The sequence below is a fragment of the Maribacter antarcticus DSM 21422 genome (genome assembly GCF_000621125.1).
In the GTDB taxonomy this organism is placed as follows: Bacteria; Bacteroidota; Bacteroidia; order Flavobacteriales; family Flavobacteriaceae; genus Maribacter; species Maribacter antarcticus.
Genome location: NZ_JHZC01000004.1, coordinates 293,186 through 314,533 on the forward strand (window position 1 = coordinate 293,186; position 21,348 = coordinate 314,533).

Consider the following 21,348-nt stretch of genomic DNA (forward strand, 5'->3'; position numbering starts at 1 on the left):
TTTTTATAGTTTTATAATTGTTGGTTCCAGTATTTTTTCATTTTGGCTGGTGTTGGCGTAGCTGCCTGGCGTACGAGTCTAAACCCAACGAAAGGGGCATCCGTATTCCACCATTTACTCTTTGGGAATTGAGGATCGCGCATCTTCCATCGTTCTTTAGAAGGAGTTCTGTCGGCACTCCTTAAAGCCTCGGCATTATCATCATAAGAACCACCACGTGCGATTCTAGGATATTCGGTTGTTGCAACTTCCCAAGGGTTCATGCTTATTTGCTCTCTTTTTTGATAGGCTTCGGGTAGGTATTGGTCTAGTGTCCATTCCGCAACATTACCATGCATATCATGTAATCCCCAGGCATTTGGTTTTTTTTGACCCACATTATGGTACGTATCATTACTGTTCTTATAGTGCCACGCATAGTCGTCCAATGCGGTTATATCATCTCCAAAATGATAGGCGGTACTGCTTCCGGCCCTTGCGGCATATTCCCATTCTGCCTCTGTGGGCAAGCGATAAAAATAACCTGTTTTAGCGGACAGCCACACGCAAAAGGCAGACGCTGCATGATGGGTTACATTCCCAACAGGCAACCCGGCTCCGGTACCCATTCCCAAACTCATATCTACATAAGGCATAGTTGCTCCGGCTAATGCATCTATGGCTATATTAACATCTGAACCCTTTGATGTATTGGTGAATCTATCAATATTCCTATTTACGAACAGGTTGTAGAGTTCCCAAGTTACTTCATACTTAGACATCCAAAACGCATCGATTAGCACTTCGTGAGCGGGACCTTCATCGGTTTCTCTGTTTGTTTCGGATTCTAGACTACCCATGGCAAACGTTCCTTCCGATATAGAAACCATATCAATCGTGACACCTGATCCTGTAAGCTTTTGTTGGTAGTTATTACCTTCCTTTTCTTGTGAAAAACTAGAAATGAATCCTAAAAGAAATAGGAGCAGGAGTGAGGTATTTCTATACTTCATTCCCTAAATATAGATTATTTCTACCTGAAACTACTCAGTTTTAGACCAAAGTGGGTACTTGTATGGCTGTTTGTATTGAAAATGTCAATTATGTATCGATACGAGTCAATTATGTATCATACCTACTATTATTTTCCATATTGTAGCGGGCTCTGGTAATTTAAATAGAACCTATTCAGACCAAACTCTTTACCGATAAGCTTTATACAATACAACCAATCCATCAGCATAGTTGTCCACATTAACTACAAAACCAGTGGAAGTAAAACTACTTACTCTTGCAGTAGTAGTCCCCAGATTATCCCCATTTTGATTGGTATATCTAATTCCAACACAGTGTGCATTAGAAGCAAACCTAGAAATATCATTAATAGAATTCCCACTACCACCAACATAAATACTTTGTTGTATAAGGGAACCACTATCGTTTCTAGAAAAACCATTGGACGTGCCGAATGTGTTGGCAATAGTAGCACTATTGTTTCCAACCCCATTGTCAGTATTTATACTTAGACTTTCAATATTTGCATGGGCAACAAAGCTTGCGCTAGAAGGACCAAACGGAATACCAGTTATAGGAATATCTCCTGTGCCGTTTATGATAAAAACACCTAGGTAAACATCGCTCGTTGTGGCTTCCATTTTAACCCAATTGGTGCCATCGTAAACATAAACTGTTTGCGTATCATTTGCATAAGCCAATGCACCAGTGTTTGCATCTGCTATGCTTAGAATTTGTGTTTCTGAGGCAGCAGGTAGGGTAAATACTGAATTGCCATCTAACTGTGCACGACTAGAGGTCGAAATAAAAAAACAAATTATAAATAGAGAACGTATCATTTATTATGCTTGTTGGGTATGAATAATCAGGTCCTTAAAAAAAAGGATGTAACATTCATGTTTTCGGGTAATCGGGATTAGAACCAATACTGAGTTTATCAACTTACTACCTATGGTGATGATAAAGATAGGTGATAATTCCAAATGTTGACCTCCCTACTGTTTAATATGTCTGTGAGGAAACTTTTCATTAACGAGTTCGCAACCGGCACCCTTATTGGACACGATGTTCTCTTTGATTTTATATCAATCAAATAAAATCTGCTAAAAATATAGGGTAAGAGCAGCGTATACTTACACTTTAGGGTATACATGTATACGCTGGTTTTAGTAGAAGTAGAAGTGCTCAAGCGCGATTTACAGTATTTAAAACTGACGATTTCAGTATCTTGCTATACGAAATTTATGAACTGCGGTTATCCACGAAATAAGAAAAACCGTTCCTTAAGATCTTCAATGGCAGTAGCCTTGTTTGTAGTAATATATTTTAAAGCTTCGTCGGTGAATTCTTGGCCTTTGTCCGTTAGGGAAATAATTTGGTTTGATGTATGAATAAGGTTGTTCTTGGCGGCAAGTTCTAATACGGTTTTCGCGCGCACTTTCTGCCAGTTGATATGCTCCCGAAGGTGGTTTACGTGGCGTTCCTCCTCTTCTGTATGGTTTTGTAGGTGTAGCAAGAATATCAAAAGGGAGACTTCTACGCGTTGCCGCCGTTCCCTAAAAAATCCGTGTAACACCCCTTGTTTTGGCGAAAACAGATAAACGAATAAAAACAGCATACCTAAAACGGTGGTCATAGAGCCTGCAATGGAAGCGTCCAGAATATTTGCCATCCAGTAACCAGCTATGGCAGCTATGATACCGAACAAACAGCTTAACAACAGCATCCTTTTTAAATCGTCCGTAAGTAAATAAGCAGTTGCAGCGGGTGCTATTATGAGTGCGACGACCAAAACGGCACCCACAGCATCAAAAGCACCCACTATGGTGACTGAGGAAACCGTCATAAGTCCGTAATGTAATATCACCGGCGAAAATCCTAGGGTCGTAGCCAAGCCTTTGTCAAACGTACTCAATTTCAACTCTTTAAAGAATAAGAATAACAATACTACGGAAATCAGTAAAATAGTACCAATGACCCATAGCGATTTAGGTCCCATATCGGTTCCGGAGATGAAGAGTCGGTCAAAGGGGGCAAATGCTAATTCGCCCAGGAGTACGGCATCGATATCTAAATGAACATCATTGGCATTTTTTGAGATTAGAATAACCCCGATGCTAAACAACGCCGGAAAAACCAATCCAATAGCCGTATCTTTTTTGACCAAACCTGTTTTTTGAATGAATTCTACGAGTACCACGGTAATGACACCAGTAAGTGCTGCGAGTAAAATAAGTAAGGGCGAATTCAAGTCTTGTGTGATGAAAAAACCCAACACGATACCTGGAAGTATGGCATGACTAATGGCATCACTTATCATGGCCATTTTGCGGAGTACTAAAAAAGTACCTGGCAAAGCACAGGCAACGGCTACCAGTGCTGCAATTAGTTGTATTTCTATTTGCGCGTTAGTCATTTTCTTTTCCTATTTGGTTGAAAATAGATTTCGCTTCCACATAGCCTTTTTCCGTCATGGCCCAGTCGTTACCTTGAATTTGTATGAACTGTTTCTCTTCTAATTTGGTTAATGTTTTTCTAGTAAAGCCTTGAAAATTATTAAGGATACGAATGGTATGCGGATGCGATACATTTTCATGGTTCTTAGCAATGTGGTACATAAAGGTCAGGGTCTTTTTAAGGTGGATTTCCCTACGGTTTTTTCTAAAGCGAATTTCTCTAAATAATAATCCGCGGCTAGGTGAAAATATGAAGGAAATAACTACAAAAGTCGCTGCCACCAAAACGATAACAGGTCCTGTTGATAGGTTGTTCTGACTGGCGCTAATCGCAGTTCCAAAAACCCCTGAAAATGCTCCAAAAACCGAAGCTAAAACAACCATCACGCCCAGGCTATTGGTCCACTGCCGGGCAGCAGCAGCAGGAGCAAGTAACATAGCACTCATAAGTACTACTCCTACGGTTTGTAGGCCCAATACGATAGCTAGTACGATAAAAGTAGTGATTAAAATATCTAAAAAACGGGTGTTGAAGCCCAAGGTTTTGGTGTAATCGACATCAAATAGTAAGAGTTTAAGCTCTTTCCAAAATAAAAGGAGTACCAATAGACTAATACCCGTAACAATCGCCATAATCCACACATCTTTCTCTACCAAGGTTGCGGCTTGACCAAAAAGGTATTTATCAAGTCCCGCTTGGTTCGCATTTGGCATTTTTTGAATAAAGGTGAGTAGTAGCATTCCAAAACCAAAAAATAGAGAAAGAATAAGCCCTAGGGCTGTATCACTTTTTAAACGTGTACGCTTTACAATACCCTTAATCCAAAAGGTACCCACAAGACCACTAACAAGTGCGCCGATTAAAATATAGTTTGCATCCTTAACTCCGGTAATTAAAAAGGCAATCGCTATTCCTGGAAGCGCAGCATGTGAAATAGCGTCTCCCAAAAGACTTTGTTTACGGAGCACAGCAAAACTGCCCAACATGCCACAAATAGCACCCAAAATGGCAGTACCAAGTGTAATGGTACGCAAGGTATAGTCCGTGAAAAAATCGATTAGTTCCATGCCTATTGATTAACAGCTACTTTATAATTTATCCCGTAGGTTTTGGTAAGATTGTCATCATTGAAAATCTCCATTACAGGGCCTGATGCTATTCCCTTTACATTAAGAAAGGTGACCCAATCAAAATATTCAGGAACTGTTTGTAAATCATGGTGCACAACGATTAATGTTTTTCCTGCTTGACGTAACTCTTTAAGTATATTAATTATGGCTTTTTCTGTGGTAGCATCCACGCCTTGAAAAGGTTCGTCCATCAGGTAAATTTCTGCATTTTGCACCAAGGCACGGGCAAGAAAAATACGTTGTTGCTGTCCGCCACTTAATTGGCTTATTTGGCGACTTTTAAACTCCAACATCCCTACTTTTTCCAAGGCTTCCAAGGATACTTTCTTTTCTTTTTGTCCAGGACGTTTGATCCAGCCTAGATTTCCGTAGGTACCCATCATGACAACATCGAGGGCGGTCGTGGGAAAATCCCAGTCTACACTCCCTTTTTGGGGCACATAGGCTACCTTATCTACTTGTTTTTTGTAAGGTTTACCAAAGACTTGTACCGTGCCGGCAATGGGCTTTATAATCCCTAAAATTGATTTAATCAACGTAGATTTTCCGGCTCCGTTCGGCCCAACAATCGCCATTAGGACGCCTTCAGGAATCACAAGGTCAATATCCCACAAGACCGGTTTGTAATCGTAGGCTACGGTAAGGTCATCTATTTGTATTGCAGGAAGGTTATTGTTCATGGTGTTCTAAATTAAAATACAAATACAAGCTTCTATCTAGATGTAGTTAATGCATCCAGTTTCAAATTGATTACTTCGTTACGTTACCGTTTATACAAAACTCAGCCAATTATTACCCGCCTCGCAAGGGCGTTTATTTTTTCACTAGGTACGACCAACTGCCTCAGTCAAATCCTTTTTGATTACAAATTACTTTAACGCCTCCACAATCGTATCCACGTTATACCGGAACATGCCTAAATACGTACCTTCGTCCGTGCCTGTATTTCCTAGCGCATCAGAATATAGCGTTCCCCCAATTTCGACTTCAAAACCTTTAGACAGTACGGCTTGTTTTAAGGCTTCAATAGTGCGTTTGGGTACGCTGGTTTCGACGAAAATAGCGCGTACTTTTTTATCAATAATGAGTTTAGCTAGATTTTGGACATCTTGCACCCCTGCTTCGGTGGCAGTACTTAGGCCTTGTAGACCAACGACCTCAAAACCGTAGGCTTCTCCAAAATAATTGAAGGCGTCGTGGGCGGTAACTAAGACTTTTTTTTCATCAGGAAGTGTCGCTATGGTTTTTAATATCTCTTCTTCAAGGGCATCTAACTGTTCCAAATAAAACGACTTATTCTTTTCGAAAAAGGCAGAATTATTAGGGTCTAGTCTACTTAATTCTGACGTAAGGTAAATCGTAAGTTGCTTCCAATACTCAATATTGAACCAAATATGCGGATCAAAGCTGGAGGCGAAATATTCGGACCCTATCAACTTGTTTTTGTCCAGTACTTCGGCCAAGGCTATCGTATTGGTGTTTCTACCCATTTTCTCAAATACATCTACCAGCTTCCCTTCTAAATGAAGACCGCTATAAAAGACAACATCCGCATTTGTGAGTTTAGAAACATCGCCCTCACTTGCCTTATATAGATGTGGATCTACTCCAGTTCCCATGAGTCCTTGCACGTTTACAGAATCTCTGCCAATATTCCTGACCAGATCTGTAATCATTGAGGTCGTGGTCACGATATTTAGTTTCCCATCTGTGGATTTTTTTACGTCATTACAACGTACAAAAAGGACGGTAATAAATAGTATGGTTATAATTTTTTTCATTTTATTAGGTAGGATTTTTTTGAAGATCAAACGTTTAGTTTTCAATGTAGATGTTATCTGTGGCTGTTTTGGATAGCAATACTTCCTTTTTATCCGCCAAAACCGTCATGCTTTGATCAAAGGATTCAATATTTATAACTTTAATCGTCGTGTCCAATCCAATTTTTTGCTTTGCCACAAATTGTAAAAAAGCCGAAGAGTTATCATTGAAACCTTTACAAATACCGTAATCACCTGTCTTAAGCTGGGAAAGTTTCTTTTTGGGATATTCGGGTAGGTTCCCTTTGGCATCTGGTATTGGATCACCGTGCGGGTCATATTCAGGTCGGCCTAAAAAGGCATCCAATTCTTCTACCAGTTTTGGAGATTTAATATGCTCTAGTTGTTCGGCAACATCATGTACTTCGTCCCAATTAAAATTAAGTCGTTCTACCAAGAAATACTCCCACAAGCGGTGCTTTCGAATGATAAGTAAAGCATGATTTCTGCCGGTATCCGTTAATTTTACGCCATAATATTTCTGATAATCCACTAATTCTTTATCCGCTAAGCGCTTGATCATTTCCGTGACTGATGCTGCTTTGGTATTCAATTTTTCAGAAAGACTGCTTGTAGAGATACCGCCTTCTTCTTCTTCCTGTAAATGAAATATAGCCTTTAAGTAGTTTTCTTCTGATTGTGTAAACATAATTTTCAAATAAAATGTAAAGATACATTTTATCCTTTAATAATAAAGTATTAGGTTTGCCTAAATATTAATTATATTTATTCAAAATTATAGAAAATGATGTCTAGAAAAATAGCTTTTTTAATTTTACTTTTGCCGCTTTTAGGTGTTTTCGGTCAAACTGAAAGTGCAACTATTAAAGGTACAATTTTATCAGGAGATGAGACGGTGCCTTTTGCCTCCGTATATGTGAAAAATGGTTCTCAAGGTGCAACATCGGATAAACGAGGGATCTATACATTGAAAGTACCAGCAGGAACACACAGCATTCAGGTAAGTTCACAAGGTTATAGAAGCATGGTAAAGGAAATTACTGTGACTAACAATCAAACCTTGACGCTTGATTTTGAGTTGCTGGAAGATGCATTAGGTTTGGAAGAAGTAGTAGTGAGCGCAACCCGTAATCGAGTCGAACGCAGAAATGCTCCTGTAGTAGTGTCTACCATACAGCCCAGATTATTAAATGCAACACAGTCTTTGACTTTGGCAGACGGACTTAACTATGCACCGGGAGTACGAGTAGAGACCAATTGCCAAAACTGTGGCTTTACGCAGGTGCGCCTGAATGGACTTTCTGGGGGTTACACGCAAGTATTATTAAATAGCAGACCCGTATTTACATCTTTATTAGGAGTTTATGGGTTGGAGCAAATACCTACCAATATTATAGAACGTGTGGAGGTGGTGCGCAGCGGTGGATCTGCTTTGTACGGTTCTAATGCAATTGCTGGTACGGTCAACGTGATTACGAAAGACCCAATTTTAAATACATGGGAGGTAGGAACCAACCTAGCATTGATCAACGGCGAAGCTGCCGACCGGATGTTAAGTTTCAATACTTCTGTTGTGGCAGACGACCTGAATAGCGGGGCAACCTTTTTTGGCACCTACCGCAATCGCGAAGCTTGGGACGCCAACGATGATGGGTTTACCGAACTGGTGGAGATAGTTAATAATACCGTTGGTACAAAAGCCTTTGTGCGCCCCAACGACCGCAGTAAAATATCCGTGAACCTTACCGCTATACGAGAGTACCGCCGTGGAGGGAATAAGCTTGATTTGGCGCCACAATTTACCGATATTACCGAGGAACTAGATCATGATACCTTTATCGGAGGTGTGGATTATGAACTAAATAGTAAGGATAATATGAGTCAGTTTCAGGCATATACTTCGGCATCTTACACTAATAGGGACAGTTATTACGGCGGTCTTGGTGGCGAACGCACGCGACAAGACAGTATTTCGGCTAATAATGCATTTGGTACTACCCGAGATTTAGCTTGGGTAAACGGTGTGCAGTTCACTAAAGCGTTTAAGAATACCGACGTGCTTACTGTGGGCACAGAATTTAATCATACCGAAACCAAGGATCAGATAGCAGGTTACAACCGCCTTATAGACCAGAGTGTAAATGCCTTAGGAGGTTATGTGCAGTACGAATGGAAGCCGAGTGAAAGATTTACTGCGCTCGTTGGCACCCGAGTAGATAATGTGAAGGTAGATGGCGATTATTCTATTGGGGGAATCAGCCGAGGTGTGGATATTAACCAGACGGCATTTTCCCCTAGGTTTACGGTTCTGTATGAACTTTTGGATGATTTGAAATTCCGTGGTGGTTATGCTAGAGGTTTTCGAGCGCCACAGGCATTCAACGAAGATTTGCATATTTCTAGCGTGGGTGGAGAACCACAATTTGTTATCCTATCCAACGACTTAAATACCGAGTATTCCAATGCTTACACGGGCTCGTTTAATTATTCTAAAAATATTGATTTAGTACAATTAGATTTTTTACTAGAAGGATTTTTTACCACTTTGGAAGATCCATTTACGCTTGTAAGTACAGGTGCGGTATTGGATAACGGTTCTATCTTGGAGGAAGTCAGAAATGGGGAAGGTGCCCGTGTATATGGAACTAACTTTGAATTTGGTGTATCGCCAGATCCAGCATGGCGGTTTCAGTTGGGAGGTACTTTGCAAAAGGCAGAATATGACGAACCTCAAATACTGTTCGAGTCCGATGGTACCCTTGGAGAATCAGATATCGTTATAGATGAATTCGTTAGAAACCCTAACGTTTATGGCTACTTAAATACGTCCTGGATTCCTACGGAACTTTTTAATATAGATATTACTGGAACCTATACTGGCGGCATGACGGTACCACTTGTTATAAGCGATACCGGATTTTTACAATTGAACGAGGTAGATTCTTTCTTTGATTTGAATATAAAGCTAGAATCACATGTAGATTTTAACGATGATTTTATGGTCACGTTCTCCGCGGGAGTAAAAAATATATTCAATAGCTATCAGGATGATTTTGATAGTGGCCCAACAAGGGATTCGGATTATGTGTATGGCCCTATTGCTCCAAGGACTTTTTTCTTTGGCGTCAAATTCGGGAAATTGCATTAAAAAAAATAAGTTTGAGTTTAGTTAAAAAGAACCGTCGATGGTCAAGTGATAGGACTGGTAATTCAAAAGCGATGATTAGTGGCGGTTCTTTTAAAAAAAAGTATAATTTTGACTTTTTTACGTAATTAGCACAGTAAATTGATGAATATGTCAAAATATATGGTCTTAGTACTTGCGCAGCTTATGGTGTTTACAAAGCTATGCGCGCAAGATAGGTCCATCAATTGGTTAAGCTTTGAGCAATTGGAAGATTCCTTAGTGGTAAAGCCCAAAAAGGTGTATATCGATTTTTATGCCAAATGGTGCGCTTACTGTAAAAAAATGGATGAAACGGCCTATAAAGACCCTCAAATTATCAAAACTTTGAATACCGAATACTATGCCGTAAAAATGGATGCAGAAACTACTGATGCTATTACTTTTGATGGTCAAATTTTTGTAAACAAACAGGTTCATAAAAAGCGTAATCCTGTACATGAAATTCCATTGCTACTGGCCTCAAGGGATAAATTTCCCTTTTCGCTACCGGCTATAGTGGTGTTGGATGAGTCGTTTCAAATTACAGGTCGCTATTTTGAATATCTCTCGCCTAAGCGAATGATTTCTGTTTTGAAGACACCCTTATAAATTGACTAATCCTTACTGAGTAAATACAGGGTAATCGCTTCATATGTTTTTTGGATTCTTGAGCAAGTGCATTTTTGACCGATTGGATACCAGTAACTTTTGGCTTTTTAGGTATCATTTTATTTAAAGAAGCTATTATATGCGTATTTGGAAACTATATCCATAGGTAAATCTTTAAGAGTATATGATGATGATTTAGTAACGACTACAAAAGGGAGTCTCCTTAGCTTTTTAAGTGAGTTGAGTATTAAAATTCATCAAGATTTTAGTTTAGAAATACGTGAGGTAGGTGAACCTTACCTAGCTGATTAAACCTTCGATTTAAAAAAATCTTTTTGTAGAGATTTGGCTTTGATGCAGATTCAATTGTTACGGCACTCTGGTATGGTAGCTCGTTTTGTGAACGGCTATTTTTATGTAGATGTGGAGATGCCTACGTATGAACTTCACGCCTGGACTGAAGTGTTTCTTTCTGGTGCTGGTTGGATAGGGAATGACCTTAGTAACGGGATACGAACCTCACATATGGACTTCCCCATATGCACAAGTGTCAGTTACCAAAATACCATGCCCGTTTCAGGGTCTGTGCGAGAAGATGCGTCTTCTGTTCTTAGTACTAAATTAGAAATTAAGCAAGTTTAATGTAGGTTTCAATTTTTAACAGTGTCCCCATTACCTTAAACTGCTTCAGCAGTTGGTATAACCTAGGAATTATCGTAAATTGAAATTTCATTTAAGGAGCAAAATACATGAAATATTCTAGGTTCATTTTTGGGTTGATGGTGGTGGTTTTAATGGCCTGTAATTCTAACGAAAAGAAAAAAGATACACCAGAAAGCTTAGCAAGCAGTCAAAGTCCAAAAGTAGTAACTGCCGATATAGAGGAAGGTATAAAAGCGAACATTGCCAAAAAAGTAAAGGAAGATGGTGGCTATTTTAATATGAATGCCGACGGAAAGGAACTCCGCCTTCAATTGGTTCGTGTGCATACTGAGTACCTTTCCAACTTGGGTCCAGGGCGCCATTTCGCATGTGTAGATCTTGCCGATGTAAGTGGTGATGTTTATGATGTTGATTTTTTCTTGGAAGGAGACCCGGGCAATATGAACGTTACCGAGACCACGCTTCATAAACTTAACGGAAAGCCGTTTTATACTTGGAAACAGCGCGATAATAAAACATGGTACAAGTTGCCCGTGCAAGATGCATCTAAAGATTTGTTAGGTGTAGTGGAAGGACAAGACCGTTTTGAATTCAGCTATGAAGTTACCTTGCCAGAAATGAGCGATTCCACAAAAATGTGGATTCCGGTTCCCCAGTCCGACCGTTTTCAAACCATAGAACTAGTTTCCATGGAAGCTCCTGTCGCCCATGAGACCTTAGAGGATAAACACAATAAAAATAAGGTGTTACACATGCGTTTTTCTCCAGAACATAGCGGAAAAATTGTAAAACTTGTTTACGATGTGCAGCGACAAGAGAAACAGGCTTATGAAGACGAAACCTCGCCCAATGATTATCTAGGCGCCAGTTTATTGATGCCCATTGGCGATAGGTTCCGGATACTTTCAGATTCTATTATCGGGAGCAAGCGTAAAGAAGGAACCATAATGCAGACCAGGGCCTTATACGATTATATTATAGATAATATGCGTTATATGAAATCCGGCACCTACGGCACAGGAGACGCGGTTTATGCTTGTGATGCGCTTACAGGCAATTGTACGGAGTTCCATTCCTTGTTCATTTCCTTGGCGCGATCTGCTGGAATCCCATCGCGATTCGCTGTTGGGGCATCTATACCTTCCGATCGTGATGAAGGCGGAATTTCTGGCTATCATTGCTGGGCAGAGTTTTATGCTGAAGGAAAGTGGTGGCCTGTAGATATTAGTGAGGCAAATAAATACTCGGCCTTGGCTACCTATTATTTTGGCAGGCATCCGGCAAATAGAATCGAGTTTACTAAGGGAAGGGATTTGGTACTCGAACCTGGTCCAAGTTCGGGACCTATTAACTTTTTGGCCTATCCGGTCATGGAGCAGGGAAACAAAGCTCTTTATCCAGAAACGATTTTTACATTTCAAAGGAAAAAAGAAAACGAAGATTTAAAAAATAAAGTCAGTTTGCGCTAACCATATTTGTTTGAATCTTCGTTTCTTTAATTTGAATTTTTCCAATCTAGGAAAAAATATTAGCCATAAGACCCACCCGAGTCATGGCATTATGATTTATTTTATTCCTGCGCTAGCTCTATAAACTAAATTAGAGACTTACGTATTATACAGGGCTTAAAGCAAATCAATTATTGTGGATGTTCATTACCACCAACAGAATCTTTTTCTTCACTTTGTGGATGCTCATCTCCATCAGCAGGATGCTCTTCTTTCGCGGCAGCATCTTCCGTTGGGTGTTCCTCACTTTTTGGATGCTCTTCTTGTTGTTCCGTAGTTTCGGCTTTTTTCTGCTCTCTACATGAGGTCAATGATGTTGCAGCAATAAAGCTGAATACCATCATAAACAAAAATACACGCTTCAATTCTTTCATTTGGTTCATTTTATTTAAATTTATTAGTTGATGTTTTTGGAACGATTCCATTCCAATGGGGTCTGTTTTGAAATAAATCAGTCAAGTTATTACATCACAGACTCTTAATAAGTAAATATAAGAAAATTTATGGCAAACCTGGCGTTAAAACACCTATGGATTTGGGATTCATTTTTATTGATGATTCCCTTAAATTTAGTTTTGCTTTAGCACGAACACTCTTTTTTAAAGCAGGAACTCAATCTATTTCTCTAAAAATCCATAATATTATAGCTTGATATAAAAATGGACTGCGATACATGAAAATTCTACATACCTCGGACTGGCATATAGGCAAGCAATTACATAAATATGATTTGGCTGATGACCTAAATCTATTTTTTGATTGGTTGATACCTTATATAAAGACCGAAGTGATAGATGTGCTCTTGGTCTCGGGCGATATTTTTGATCAGGCTAACCCATCACAATCAGCCTTTAAGCAGTATTACGATGTCTTGCGGCAATTGGTGCAACTGGATTGTAAGCTCATCATCACGGGAGGTAATCACGACTCCGCAGCAGTACTGAACGCACCAAAGGAGTTATTGAATGCGTTTGATATTACGGTAATCGGTGGTGCCACAGAAACACTATCAGAACTGTTTGTTGACGTAGAAAAAAATGGAGAACGATTGGTAGTGGCCGCTGTTCCTTTTTTGAAAGATCGTGACATCCGAAAATCGGTTGCTGGGGAAACCTACGCAACAAAAATCGAACAGATAAAAGCTGGCCTTCAAATCTATTTCTCCACTATTAATACCCATTATCAAAATCATTACTCTGATGGTTTTTTTGTGGTGATGGGGCATTTGTTTGTGCAGGGTAGCTCCGTTTCCGAAAGCGAACGTGATATTCAAATCGGGAATCAAGCTGGGGTAGAGGCGTCTATGTTTCAAGGCATACCAGACTATGTGGCATTAGGTCATATTCATAAACCACAAGCCATATCGGAAGAGGAACACATCCATTATTGCGGTTCGCCAATTTCGCTTAGTTTTTCTGAAAAAGAAGACGAGAAGCAGGTAAATGTGATAACGTTAAAAGATAATCAATTGCAGCGCTTAGAAATTGTACCGATTCCAAAACCAAGGAACTTAGTGGCCTTTGAAGGCAGTTTAGAGGAGGTACAGCAACAAATGATAAGGTATGATCAGGAAACGCCCCTGTTGTCGCTTGCTGAAATTATCGTAAACGAGGAAACCGAAAGTCTGGAAAGGCGACAAGCATTCGAAGCTTTTGTTAGCGAACAGCCTAATGCGCGTTTACAGATTGTAAAGTCCCGACTTAGTTTTAGCACTAAAATACGTGGCGCAAGCGATGCCTTTGCTGTGGGTACGGATGTGGCCGATGTAACGCCTATGCAAATGTTCGAAAAAAAATTGGAGTTGCAGGTAGAATTAGAAAATACAGAGGAACTTAAAGCGGCATTTAGAGATATTTTACAAGAATTGAATTTGTAGGAAATGAAGATTTTAAAAATACGATTTCAAAATATCCATTCGTTAAAAGGGGAACACGAAATTGATTTTGCATCCGGCATCTTGGCCGAAGCAGGACTCTTTGCCATAACTGGCCCTACAGGTTCTGGAAAATCCACTTTGTTGGATGTTATTACTTTGGCGCTTTACAATCGTATTGCCCGTGTAGATCGCCCTGTTACCAATACCGTTTTGGAAGATGATGGTGGTATTATGACGCGTAACATGTCTAGCTGTTATGCTGAGGTAGACTATGCCGTAAACGGAAAAGCCTATCGCAGCCATTGGTCCATTGAACGGAACCGAAATAATAATCTGAACAATAGAAAACAGGAATTGGTAGACGTAGCTACTGGAACTATTTTGGAAACGGGTACTAAAACACCCGATAAAAATCAGGAGATTATCCGGTTGAGCTATGAGCAATTTGTAAAGGCCATGGTGCTTTCGCAGGGTGAGTTTAGTAAATTATTGCAGGCACCACGTAACGAACGTAATAAATTACTGGAAGATATAACAGGTGCAAAATCGTACCGAAATATTGGGATGGCGGTTTTTCAACGTTTCGCTGCCATTAGGGAGAAAGTAAAAATGAAGAATGCCACATTGGAGGGTATTTCTTTTTTATCTAAAGAGGAAATTACACAAAAATCTTCCGAATTAAAAGATTTGGAAATTTCCAAACCTTTGGTGCTTAAGAGATATGAAGCACATCGAGAAAAAATTCACAAACGAAAACAACTAAATGCTGCCCTAACAGACAAAGAAAAGATAGAAAAAAATATAAATGAGCTTAGGGGGTCTTTTACCGCTTTTGAAGCTGATAATTTAAGCTTGGCAAAGCACACTCAATTAGTCAAGTATGCCCCATACCTTGCCAGTCTTGACCTTGCGAAAAAGGAAGTAGAAAAATCAGAAGTACTTCTGGGTAAAAAGGAAGAATCTAAAATACTATGGAACCAAAAGTTAAAAGTAGCAATTGAAACTACAACCAAACTGGTAAATAGTACAGTAAAACAGGAGGATATCATAGATAAACTAGAATGGTTTAGGCGAAATATCACCCAATTACAAGCCGTTGAATCTTCTTCACTTGAAGTCTCTAAGCTGCACCAAAATCAGGTGTTAGTAGATTTTAAAAAGCTAGAAGACCTAGGGTTTTCTATAGCGGATGCTATAACGGTTGAAGACCATATAACCCTAGTAGTTGAGGTGCACGGTGTAATTCAAAAAATTATTGACGCCGCGGGAGTTGTTTCGGTACAAGAATTGGATGACACCTTAGTTATAGAACGCAAACGCCTAGAAAGAGCACTAGAACTGGTGAATCTAAAAAAGGATTGGCATCAACACGAGGTATTTATTGTTTTGGAAAAAGAAACTTTAGTAACCAATCAAAATAAATTAAAAAAAAATAAAGAAACACTTCGTAAAATAGTTTCTGATATTATTGTTTTAGAGCAAGAAGTAGGCGCGCTCAAAACTACCCTAGAACACCAACAAAAACATCTAAGTTTAGCGGAGCATAGGACGCAATTGGTGACAGATAAACCCTGTCCATTGTGTGGAGCTATAGATCACCCTTATGCTACTACTGCGCCATATTTTGATATGAATAAGGAACTGCTTCGAACCAAAGAAGCGCTGCTAAAAGAAAAGTCTAATAGTAAAGTTACTTTAGAATCGAACACTAAATTTATAGTGAAGGATTGTGAGCGTATCTTGAAAGTGATAGCGGTAAAAACAACAGCAACAGATACCTTAGAAGGCGCTTTAAAAATCCTAGCAAATAAAATACAATGGAACTATAAGGATTCGGAAATTGCTCTAATTGAAAAAGGGAAGAGCTTACGGCATAAAATCAGTAACCTAGAAAGCGCTAAACGAGCGTTTTTAGGAGATGAGGTTTTAAAAAGTATACGGCAAGCATCACTAGATTGGCAAAAAAATAGCAAGGTATATGAGGAGGCTAAAGCGGCGCGTAAAAAGCAATATACTGGTTCTAACATTGATACGGAAACCAGTAAATTAAGTAATCTGATTTCAGATGCTTTTGCGAATCTAAAAGCCGTACATAAGCAATTAGCAGAAGTTGTGACAGATTTAAAAACTGGTAATGAGCAACTTAAGCTGCAAAACTTAGAATTAATGGCTGTATTGAAAAAAGAAGGTTTACAACATATTACGGAGTTAAGAACGGCATTGCTTGCCGAAGAAACGGCCGCCGCGTACCGTGCAAAGAAAAGTGAACTAGACCTTGCTAACCTTATCTTGATGGAAAAAAAACAGCTAAGCACAGTGCAATTGGAAGCACTCTTGGCAAATGATAATTTGGAGATTGACTTAGTAACTTTGGAGGCACAGTTTGTTTTGGAAGAAGAACAATGGTCGATTTTAGGGGAGAATATAGGGAAGATTTCACAGCTTTTGGAGAATGATACTATTACCAGAGAGCGGTACACCAAGGAGCAAACGGTATTGGAAAATCTAAAGAAAGACCAGCTACTTTGGAAGACCATGAACGATTTAATTGGGGATTCCTATGGGAATAAATTCTCTAATTTTGTACAGGATTTAACTTTGGAACAACTTATCGGTTATGCCAATAAACGCCTATCTGAATTTACGGATCGCTACGTGCTGGACATTCCTACCGCAGCTGAGGCAGAGAAGAGCGATACGCTTAAGATATTTGACACCTATATGGGCAACGCCCGTAGGTCGGTCAAAACCCTTTCTGGGGGAGAGACCTTTTTGGTCAGTTTGGCAATGGCGTTTGCTTTGTCGGATATCGCATCTAGAAACGTAAAAATAGAATCCCTCTTTATAGACGAAGGTTTTGGAACACTAGATCCTGAAACACTAGATCAAGCCATAACTATTTTGGAAAAAATGCAGAATGAAGGCGACCGCTCCGTTGGCGTTATTTCCCATGTAGGCGCACTGAAAGAACGCATTACCACACAGGTACAGTTGGAAAAAAGTAGTTTGGGACATTCGCAGATTCGTGTGGTGCAGTAGCCTTGCCTTAATCTTTGAAAAGTCATCATTTAGGTTAAGGAAGACCTTTTGGAATACATTCAATAGAAGCACCTTAGAGCATTTAAATCGGATTGTTCTATCAATATTTCATCAAGAAGTTCATTGAAAAACAACAGCGCTCCTTCAATAGTAAATGGTAACTGGCTAACTGTTTTGTTCAAGAGTTGAGAATTTCCTCAATGACTTAAAGTTCCTGTACGAGCGAATTAATTAGGATTCGAGATTCGTGCAATGGTATTGAAATACAGGTGGGCGCTGGCTCAAATTTATCTTCGTTTGCTACAAATAAATTATCATAATAGGCAATACCTTCCATGAGGTTGTTGCCAAAGATAATGAGTTATTTTCTTCGCTTTTCCGTGGGGTTTCTTTTATGCTCCTCAATTTGTTCTTTATAATACTGTAAATAGATTTGTAATTCTTTTACGAACATATTGGGGCGATCCGTAGGGCTCATAACATTCGTTCTGCCGTTCACATCATCAATCATATCTGCAAGGGAAGTAATCTTGGAGAAATAGGCCATGTTTGGCCCAGGGCAAATAGAAACACCATCACCTTCTACTTTGGTATCCAAGTTATAGGCCAATAGCGCTGCCGTTACCAATCCTACACAGGTACACGATTTTTCGGTAATCTTATTATACTGGTACTCGAATTCCGATTTTGATAGCTCTTGAGATTCTAGTTCTTTTAATTTGGCAGCTTGATATTGTCTGGATGCGGTGCACAGCCCTTTTTCTTTAAAATCTTTGTTAAGGGCCACAAATTTCTTGGGGCAGGTACTACCAGGTTTCCCATTGGCAATGCGTTTTGCCTTTTCTACATCCTTGGTATTGCCTTTAAGGCTATGCAAAGGGATTCCTAGAGGGGGTGTATTGCTTAAATAGAGATCCTCTTCTTTGGTGTTTGCACTAATTTTTCTAAAGTTCCCTTATCTACTGTAGTAGCTTCAGGGACTAAAAGAAAGGTAGAACCCCAGCCTATCGAATCCACACCATATTTATTGATACGAAATTCGTGCTCCTCTGCTGTTCCAACACCTCCTTGAGCGCCTAGCTTTAACGGGAGCGTAGTTGACAGGCAAGGTGCGTTCTTTGTTCTTTAGAGCAGCTGACAATACTTCAAAGACAGATTGGATGAGCTCCTCGCGATTTTCTTTGAATTGTTGCAAAATAGGGCCCATGAAAAAACCGTCTGTTGCAAAAGCATGACCACCACAATTTAAACCGGATGCTACACGGTATTCAGGCACCCAGATTCCTTTTTATGCTAAAAACTTACCCTGTATAAGTGCGGAACGGTAATCACTTACTTTATTATACCTGTAGTATTGGAGCTGGCACTTCAATTTTTTTTCCATAACAGAAATTCCTATAACCTAAAAGTTCTTTGTGGATACCCATTCGAATATTGCCCTTTTAGGATGGGTTTATGTGGCGCTAACAACAGGATGATATTTATCACATTTTTTGAACAGCAATAACCGTAATTTTAGAGTATTAATTTAAAATGCACCAAGACGAAAAAACGAGTTCCAGTTACCGAAATAATGACTAAAAACGTTCTTACGTTAAGTATTAAGGATGATTTACAGGATGCAGAATAACTGTTCAAAAAAAATAAAATTCGGCACGTACCCATAACAGCGAGAAAAAAGATATTAGGTATGCTCAGTTATACTGATTTGATGCGTATTAGTTTTGCGGATGCTGTTGGGGAGGATGAGCGTGATGTGGACAGTATTATTTACAATATGTTTTCTATTGAGCAAGTAATGGCAAAGGACATTATTTCTATTGCCTCAAAGACGACCATACAAGAAGCTACTGAATTTTTGTCTAAGAAAGAATTTCATGCACTTCCAGTGGTTGAGAATGATGAATTGGTTGGTGTTTTTACTACGACGGATTTGATTACGTATTTGTTGGCGCAGTATTAGAGCCAGTTTCAGTTATTAAATATGGATGCTTAAAAAGGAATTTTATAGTATTAGGCTAGCAATTAATATCGTTTCTTTTTAAGCATCCTTGTTTCTCAATTATAATCGTTTACCTCTTAAGGTATTCCTACCACTTTTTCGTACGTTGCTTGTAAGTCGAGTGAATCGTTCATGGTTTTTTGCAATTCCATAAGGTCTTTAAAAAGGGAGCTTACGTTTTCTTTATACTTTGGATGCGTTGCCAAATCGTTGATTTCATTTGGATCTTGCTTCATATCAAACAAGAGTACTTTATCAATTTTCGGATATACTAGCAATTTGAAGCCATCCTTCCGTATCATTCGCTGCAAGTTCATGTAGGCACCGTAGACTCCGTTGTAATTTCCTTTTGTATTTTTTCCAGACAATAGATTCTTAAAACTTTCAAACTGTACATAATCTGGTTTTTTAACATCTGCTAAATCTAGGCTGGTCGCCATAATATCCTGAAGATAAATGTCTTGGGTTATGCGTTGTCCTTTGGGCACATCCGGACCCATAACAATTAAGGGAACGCGTATACTGTGATCAAACAAGCTTTGCTTCCCTAGTAACCCATGCTGTCCAACAGAAAGTCCATGATCTGCTCCAAAAAAGATATAGGTATTGTCCATCTTACCGGAGGCTTCAAGCGCATCTAGGATTTTTCCTATCTGCTCATCTAAGTGTGAGATAATGGCATAATATTCCTGACGGTGTTTTTTAACGGCATATTCCGTTCTTGGATAAGGCGCTAGGGCCTCATCCCGTAGGGTGGGCTGATTTCCAATGGCATCTTTCCAAGGATACTCCGGCAAAAAACTTTCAGGCACTGCAATGGAATCCAAGGGATACATATCTAGAAATCGCTGAGGTGCTTGTCTAGGGTCGTGCGGCGCATTAAAAGCTAGGTACATAAAAAAGGGGTTATCTTTATTATTAGCCTCTTTTAAGAAATCCAAGGCATCGTTGCGCACTACTTCGCTCCAATGAGTGCCGCCTTCCCAAAAACCGCCTTGTAGGGTATCTGCGGGTGACCATTCAGTATCATTCTCATCTGTAGGACGGGCATATTCCATGGGTAGATAGTCGTTCCAATCGGTCATGTCGCCAGATTCTGTCTCCCATTTTTTGAAGGCAGCAGAAAGTTGACCTCTTCGGTCTGGTGGCATACCGGGACGAATATGTTCGGTACGGGAAAAAATAACATCGGCAGGAGCTTGTACATGCCATTTCCCTGTCATGTAGGTGTCATAGCCTTGTTGCTCCAATAATTTAGGCCATGTTTCTTTCAGTGCCACGGTGTCCTTTGCGTTCCATAAGGTCTCTTTTTCTTTAGCGTTCCAAAGATAAGCACCTGAAATAATCATAGATCTAGAGGCAACACAAATCGCTCCGTGCCAACCGCCCATATTATAAGCGTGCGTAAATGAAGTCCCGGAATTGACCATATGGTCTAGGTTAGGCGTATATATTTCATCTTGGCCCAAAGCACGGACCGAGGCAAAGGTTTGATCGTCTGTATACAGAAATACGATATTGGGTTTTGTAGGTGCTTCTATAGCCAAAGGTTTTTGGTTCTGTTTACACGAAAGTAGGCACAAGGACAGTAGAAAGAGAATGCTGGTGAAACCGCTAAGACGAATCATGGTAAGCTATTTATAAGGTTATCCTGCAAAATAAGCATTATCCCTATGTTCTCCAGACGATTACCAAGGAGATAAGGTATTTCTTATTGCTATCGGTTTCTAAGCTGTTGTTCTCGTTGTATTTGGATGAGCACAATAGGATACGTTTTGGATTAGTCAAGGTTTTAGGATTGAGTATGCATAGGAAACGGTGCTGGAGAAACAGATAAACGACCAAGACAACGGAACCTACGAACTGTTTGTGCGGATAGGATTTTAAAGGGGATAACAAATAAACAATTATAATATAATTAAAAGACCCTCAGGAATAAGGGTCTTTTTTTCTGACTTTTTCCAACCGTTCTTCTCAGTTGCATAGTTGATTTTTCAAAATTATAAACCCGATTTTTTAAGAATAACTCCTCGAAATAAAATCTAATTTTTAATGAACTTTTATAGAAACAGTCCCCTATAAAAATAGGTTGGGTAATTTTATCCATGCTATTATTTCAAATAC

General features: G+C 39.5%; 17 protein-coding genes and 1 pseudogene. 7 read left to right on the forward strand and 11 right to left on the reverse strand.

Annotated elements, in window-relative coordinates; translation table 11 throughout:
* Positions 1-11: 11 nt before the first annotated feature.
* The 7 genes from Q360_RS0101290 to Q360_RS0101320 form a co-directional block, all read right to left on the reverse strand.
* Complete coding sequence (locus Q360_RS0101290; RefSeq protein ID WP_036194734.1) at positions 12-992, reverse strand: formylglycine-generating enzyme family protein; 981 nt, start codon at positions 990-992, stop codon at positions 12-14.
* Between the two features lie 189 nt (positions 993-1,181).
* Complete coding sequence (locus Q360_RS0101295; RefSeq protein ID WP_027075476.1) at positions 1,182-1,832, reverse strand: hypothetical protein; 651 nt, start codon at positions 1,830-1,832, stop codon at positions 1,182-1,184.
* Positions 1,833-2,248: 416 nt separating this feature from the next.
* A complete protein-coding gene (locus tag Q360_RS0101300) occupies positions 2,249-3,409 on the reverse strand; it encodes a metal ABC transporter permease (protein ID WP_027075477.1) in 1,161 nt (386 codons plus the stop codon).
* Positions 3,402-4,517, reverse strand: coding sequence for a metal ABC transporter permease (locus Q360_RS0101305; RefSeq protein WP_027075478.1), 1,116 nt, complete (start codon positions 4,515-4,517; stop codon positions 3,402-3,404). The genes Q360_RS0101300 and Q360_RS0101305 overlap by 8 nt, the downstream gene beginning before the upstream one ends.
* A gap of 2 nt (positions 4,518-4,519) precedes the next feature.
* The gene (locus tag Q360_RS0101310) at positions 4,520-5,260 is read right to left on the reverse strand and encodes a metal ABC transporter ATP-binding protein (protein ID WP_027075479.1); all 741 of its coding nucleotides are present in this window, start codon (positions 5,258-5,260) and stop codon (positions 4,520-4,522) included.
* Positions 5,261-5,449: 189 nt separating this feature from the next.
* Positions 5,450-6,361, reverse strand: a complete 912-nt coding sequence (locus tag Q360_RS0101315; RefSeq protein ID WP_027075480.1) for a metal ABC transporter solute-binding protein, Zn/Mn family — start codon at positions 6,359-6,361, stop codon at positions 5,450-5,452.
* Between the two features lie 34 nt (positions 6,362-6,395).
* A complete protein-coding gene (locus Q360_RS0101320) occupies positions 6,396-7,049 on the reverse strand; it encodes a metal-dependent transcriptional regulator (RefSeq protein ID WP_027075481.1) in 654 nt (217 codons plus the stop codon).
* 96 nt (positions 7,050-7,145) lie between these two features.
* Here Q360_RS0101320 and Q360_RS0101325 point away from each other — a divergent pair, with 96 nt between their 5' ends.
* From Q360_RS0101325 to Q360_RS21970, 4 genes and pseudogenes are all read left to right on the forward strand, one after another.
* On the forward strand, positions 7,146-9,509 hold the full coding sequence (locus Q360_RS0101325) for a TonB-dependent receptor (RefSeq protein ID WP_027075482.1): 2,364 nt from the start codon (positions 7,146-7,148) through the stop codon (positions 9,507-9,509).
* 147 nt (positions 9,510-9,656) lie between these two features.
* Positions 9,657-10,136, forward strand: a complete 480-nt coding sequence (locus Q360_RS0101330) for a thioredoxin family protein (protein WP_051554548.1) — start codon at positions 9,657-9,659, stop codon at positions 10,134-10,136.
* 330 nt (positions 10,137-10,466) lie between these two features.
* A pseudogene (locus Q360_RS24315) lies at positions 10,467-10,778 on the forward strand (transglutaminase-like domain-containing protein); the annotation flags it as partial.
* A gap of 107 nt (positions 10,779-10,885) precedes the next feature.
* Positions 10,886-12,268 carry a transglutaminase-like domain-containing protein gene (locus tag Q360_RS21970; RefSeq protein WP_051554513.1) on the forward strand — a complete coding sequence of 461 codons (1,383 nt, stop codon included), beginning with the start codon at positions 10,886-10,888 and terminating at the stop codon, positions 12,266-12,268.
* 170 nt (positions 12,269-12,438) lie between these two features.
* Here the strand turns inward: Q360_RS21970 and Q360_RS0101345 are convergent, their stop codons facing one another.
* Entirely contained in the window at positions 12,439-12,681 is a 243-nt protein-coding gene (locus tag Q360_RS0101345; RefSeq protein WP_245603126.1) for a hypothetical protein, read from the reverse strand.
* A 299-nt stretch (positions 12,682-12,980) separates the two neighbouring features.
* On the opposite strand from Q360_RS0101345, the gene sbcD reads away from it, so the two are divergent.
* Both sbcD and Q360_RS0101360 read left to right on the forward strand, forming a co-directional pair.
* A complete protein-coding gene (sbcD, locus tag Q360_RS0101355; RefSeq protein ID WP_027075485.1) occupies positions 12,981-14,183 on the forward strand; it encodes an exonuclease subunit SbcD in 1,203 nt (400 codons plus the stop codon).
* 3 nt (positions 14,184-14,186) lie between these two features.
* The gene (locus Q360_RS0101360) at positions 14,187-17,222 is read left to right on the forward strand and encodes an AAA family ATPase (protein WP_027075486.1); all 3,036 of its coding nucleotides are present in this window, start codon (positions 14,187-14,189) and stop codon (positions 17,220-17,222) included.
* A gap of 361 nt (positions 17,223-17,583) precedes the next feature.
* Here Q360_RS0101360 and Q360_RS24320 read toward each other — a convergent pair whose 3' ends face one another.
* Positions 17,584-18,099, reverse strand: a complete 516-nt coding sequence (locus Q360_RS24320; RefSeq protein ID WP_027075487.1) for a hypothetical protein — start codon at positions 18,097-18,099, stop codon at positions 17,584-17,586.
* Positions 18,100-18,246: 147 nt separating this feature from the next.
* A complete protein-coding gene (locus Q360_RS25575; protein ID WP_156949972.1) occupies positions 18,247-18,498 on the reverse strand; it encodes a hypothetical protein in 252 nt (83 codons plus the stop codon).
* A 354-nt stretch (positions 18,499-18,852) separates the two neighbouring features.
* Here Q360_RS25575 and Q360_RS21980 point away from each other — a divergent pair, with 354 nt between their 5' ends.
* On the forward strand, positions 18,853-19,185 hold the full coding sequence (locus tag Q360_RS21980) for a CBS domain-containing protein (protein WP_245603179.1): 333 nt from the start codon (positions 18,853-18,855) through the stop codon (positions 19,183-19,185).
* 116 nt (positions 19,186-19,301) lie between these two features.
* On the opposite strand, the gene Q360_RS0101380 is transcribed toward Q360_RS21980, so the two are convergent.
* Complete coding sequence (locus Q360_RS0101380) at positions 19,302-20,852, reverse strand: sulfatase-like hydrolase/transferase (protein ID WP_027075488.1); 1,551 nt, start codon at positions 20,850-20,852, stop codon at positions 19,302-19,304.
* Positions 20,853-21,348: the final 496 nt, after the last annotated feature.

Excerpts from the sequence above, each read along its gene's own strand:
- Q360_RS0101290 (WP_036194734.1), bottom strand. The coding sequence starts at position 992 with ATGAAGTATAGAAATACCTCACTCCTGCTCCTATTTCTTTTAGGATTC.
- Q360_RS0101295 (WP_027075476.1), bottom strand. The coding sequence starts at position 1,832 with ATGATACGTTCTCTATTTATAATTTGTTTTTTTATTTCGACCTCTAGT.
- Q360_RS0101300 (WP_027075477.1), bottom strand. The coding sequence starts at position 3,409 with ATGACTAACGCGCAAATAGAAATACAACTAATTGCAGCACTGGTAGCC.
- Q360_RS0101305 (WP_027075478.1), bottom strand. The coding sequence starts at position 4,517 with ATGGAACTAATCGATTTTTTCACGGACTATACCTTGCGTACCATTACA.
- Q360_RS0101310 (WP_027075479.1), bottom strand. The coding sequence starts at position 5,260 with ATGAACAATAACCTTCCTGCAATACAAATAGATGACCTTACCGTAGCC.
- Q360_RS0101315 (WP_027075480.1), bottom strand. The coding sequence starts at position 6,361 with ATGAAAAAAATTATAACCATACTATTTATTACCGTCCTTTTTGTACGT.
- Q360_RS0101320 (WP_027075481.1), bottom strand. The coding sequence starts at position 7,049 with ATGTTTACACAATCAGAAGAAAACTACTTAAAGGCTATATTTCATTTA.
- Q360_RS0101325 (WP_027075482.1), top strand. The coding sequence starts at position 7,146 with ATGATGTCTAGAAAAATAGCTTTTTTAATTTTACTTTTGCCGCTTTTA.
- Q360_RS0101330 (WP_051554548.1), top strand. The coding sequence starts at position 9,657 with ATGTCAAAATATATGGTCTTAGTACTTGCGCAGCTTATGGTGTTTACA.
- Q360_RS21970 (WP_051554513.1), top strand. The coding sequence starts at position 10,886 with ATGAAATATTCTAGGTTCATTTTTGGGTTGATGGTGGTGGTTTTAATG.
- Q360_RS0101345 (WP_245603126.1), bottom strand. The coding sequence starts at position 12,681 with ATGAAAGAATTGAAGCGTGTATTTTTGTTTATGATGGTATTCAGCTTT.
- sbcD (WP_027075485.1), top strand. The coding sequence starts at position 12,981 with ATGAAAATTCTACATACCTCGGACTGGCATATAGGCAAGCAATTACAT.
- Q360_RS0101360 (WP_027075486.1), top strand. The coding sequence starts at position 14,187 with ATGAAGATTTTAAAAATACGATTTCAAAATATCCATTCGTTAAAAGGG.
- Q360_RS0101380 (WP_027075488.1), bottom strand. The coding sequence starts at position 20,852 with ATGATTCGTCTTAGCGGTTTCACCAGCATTCTCTTTCTACTGTCCTTG.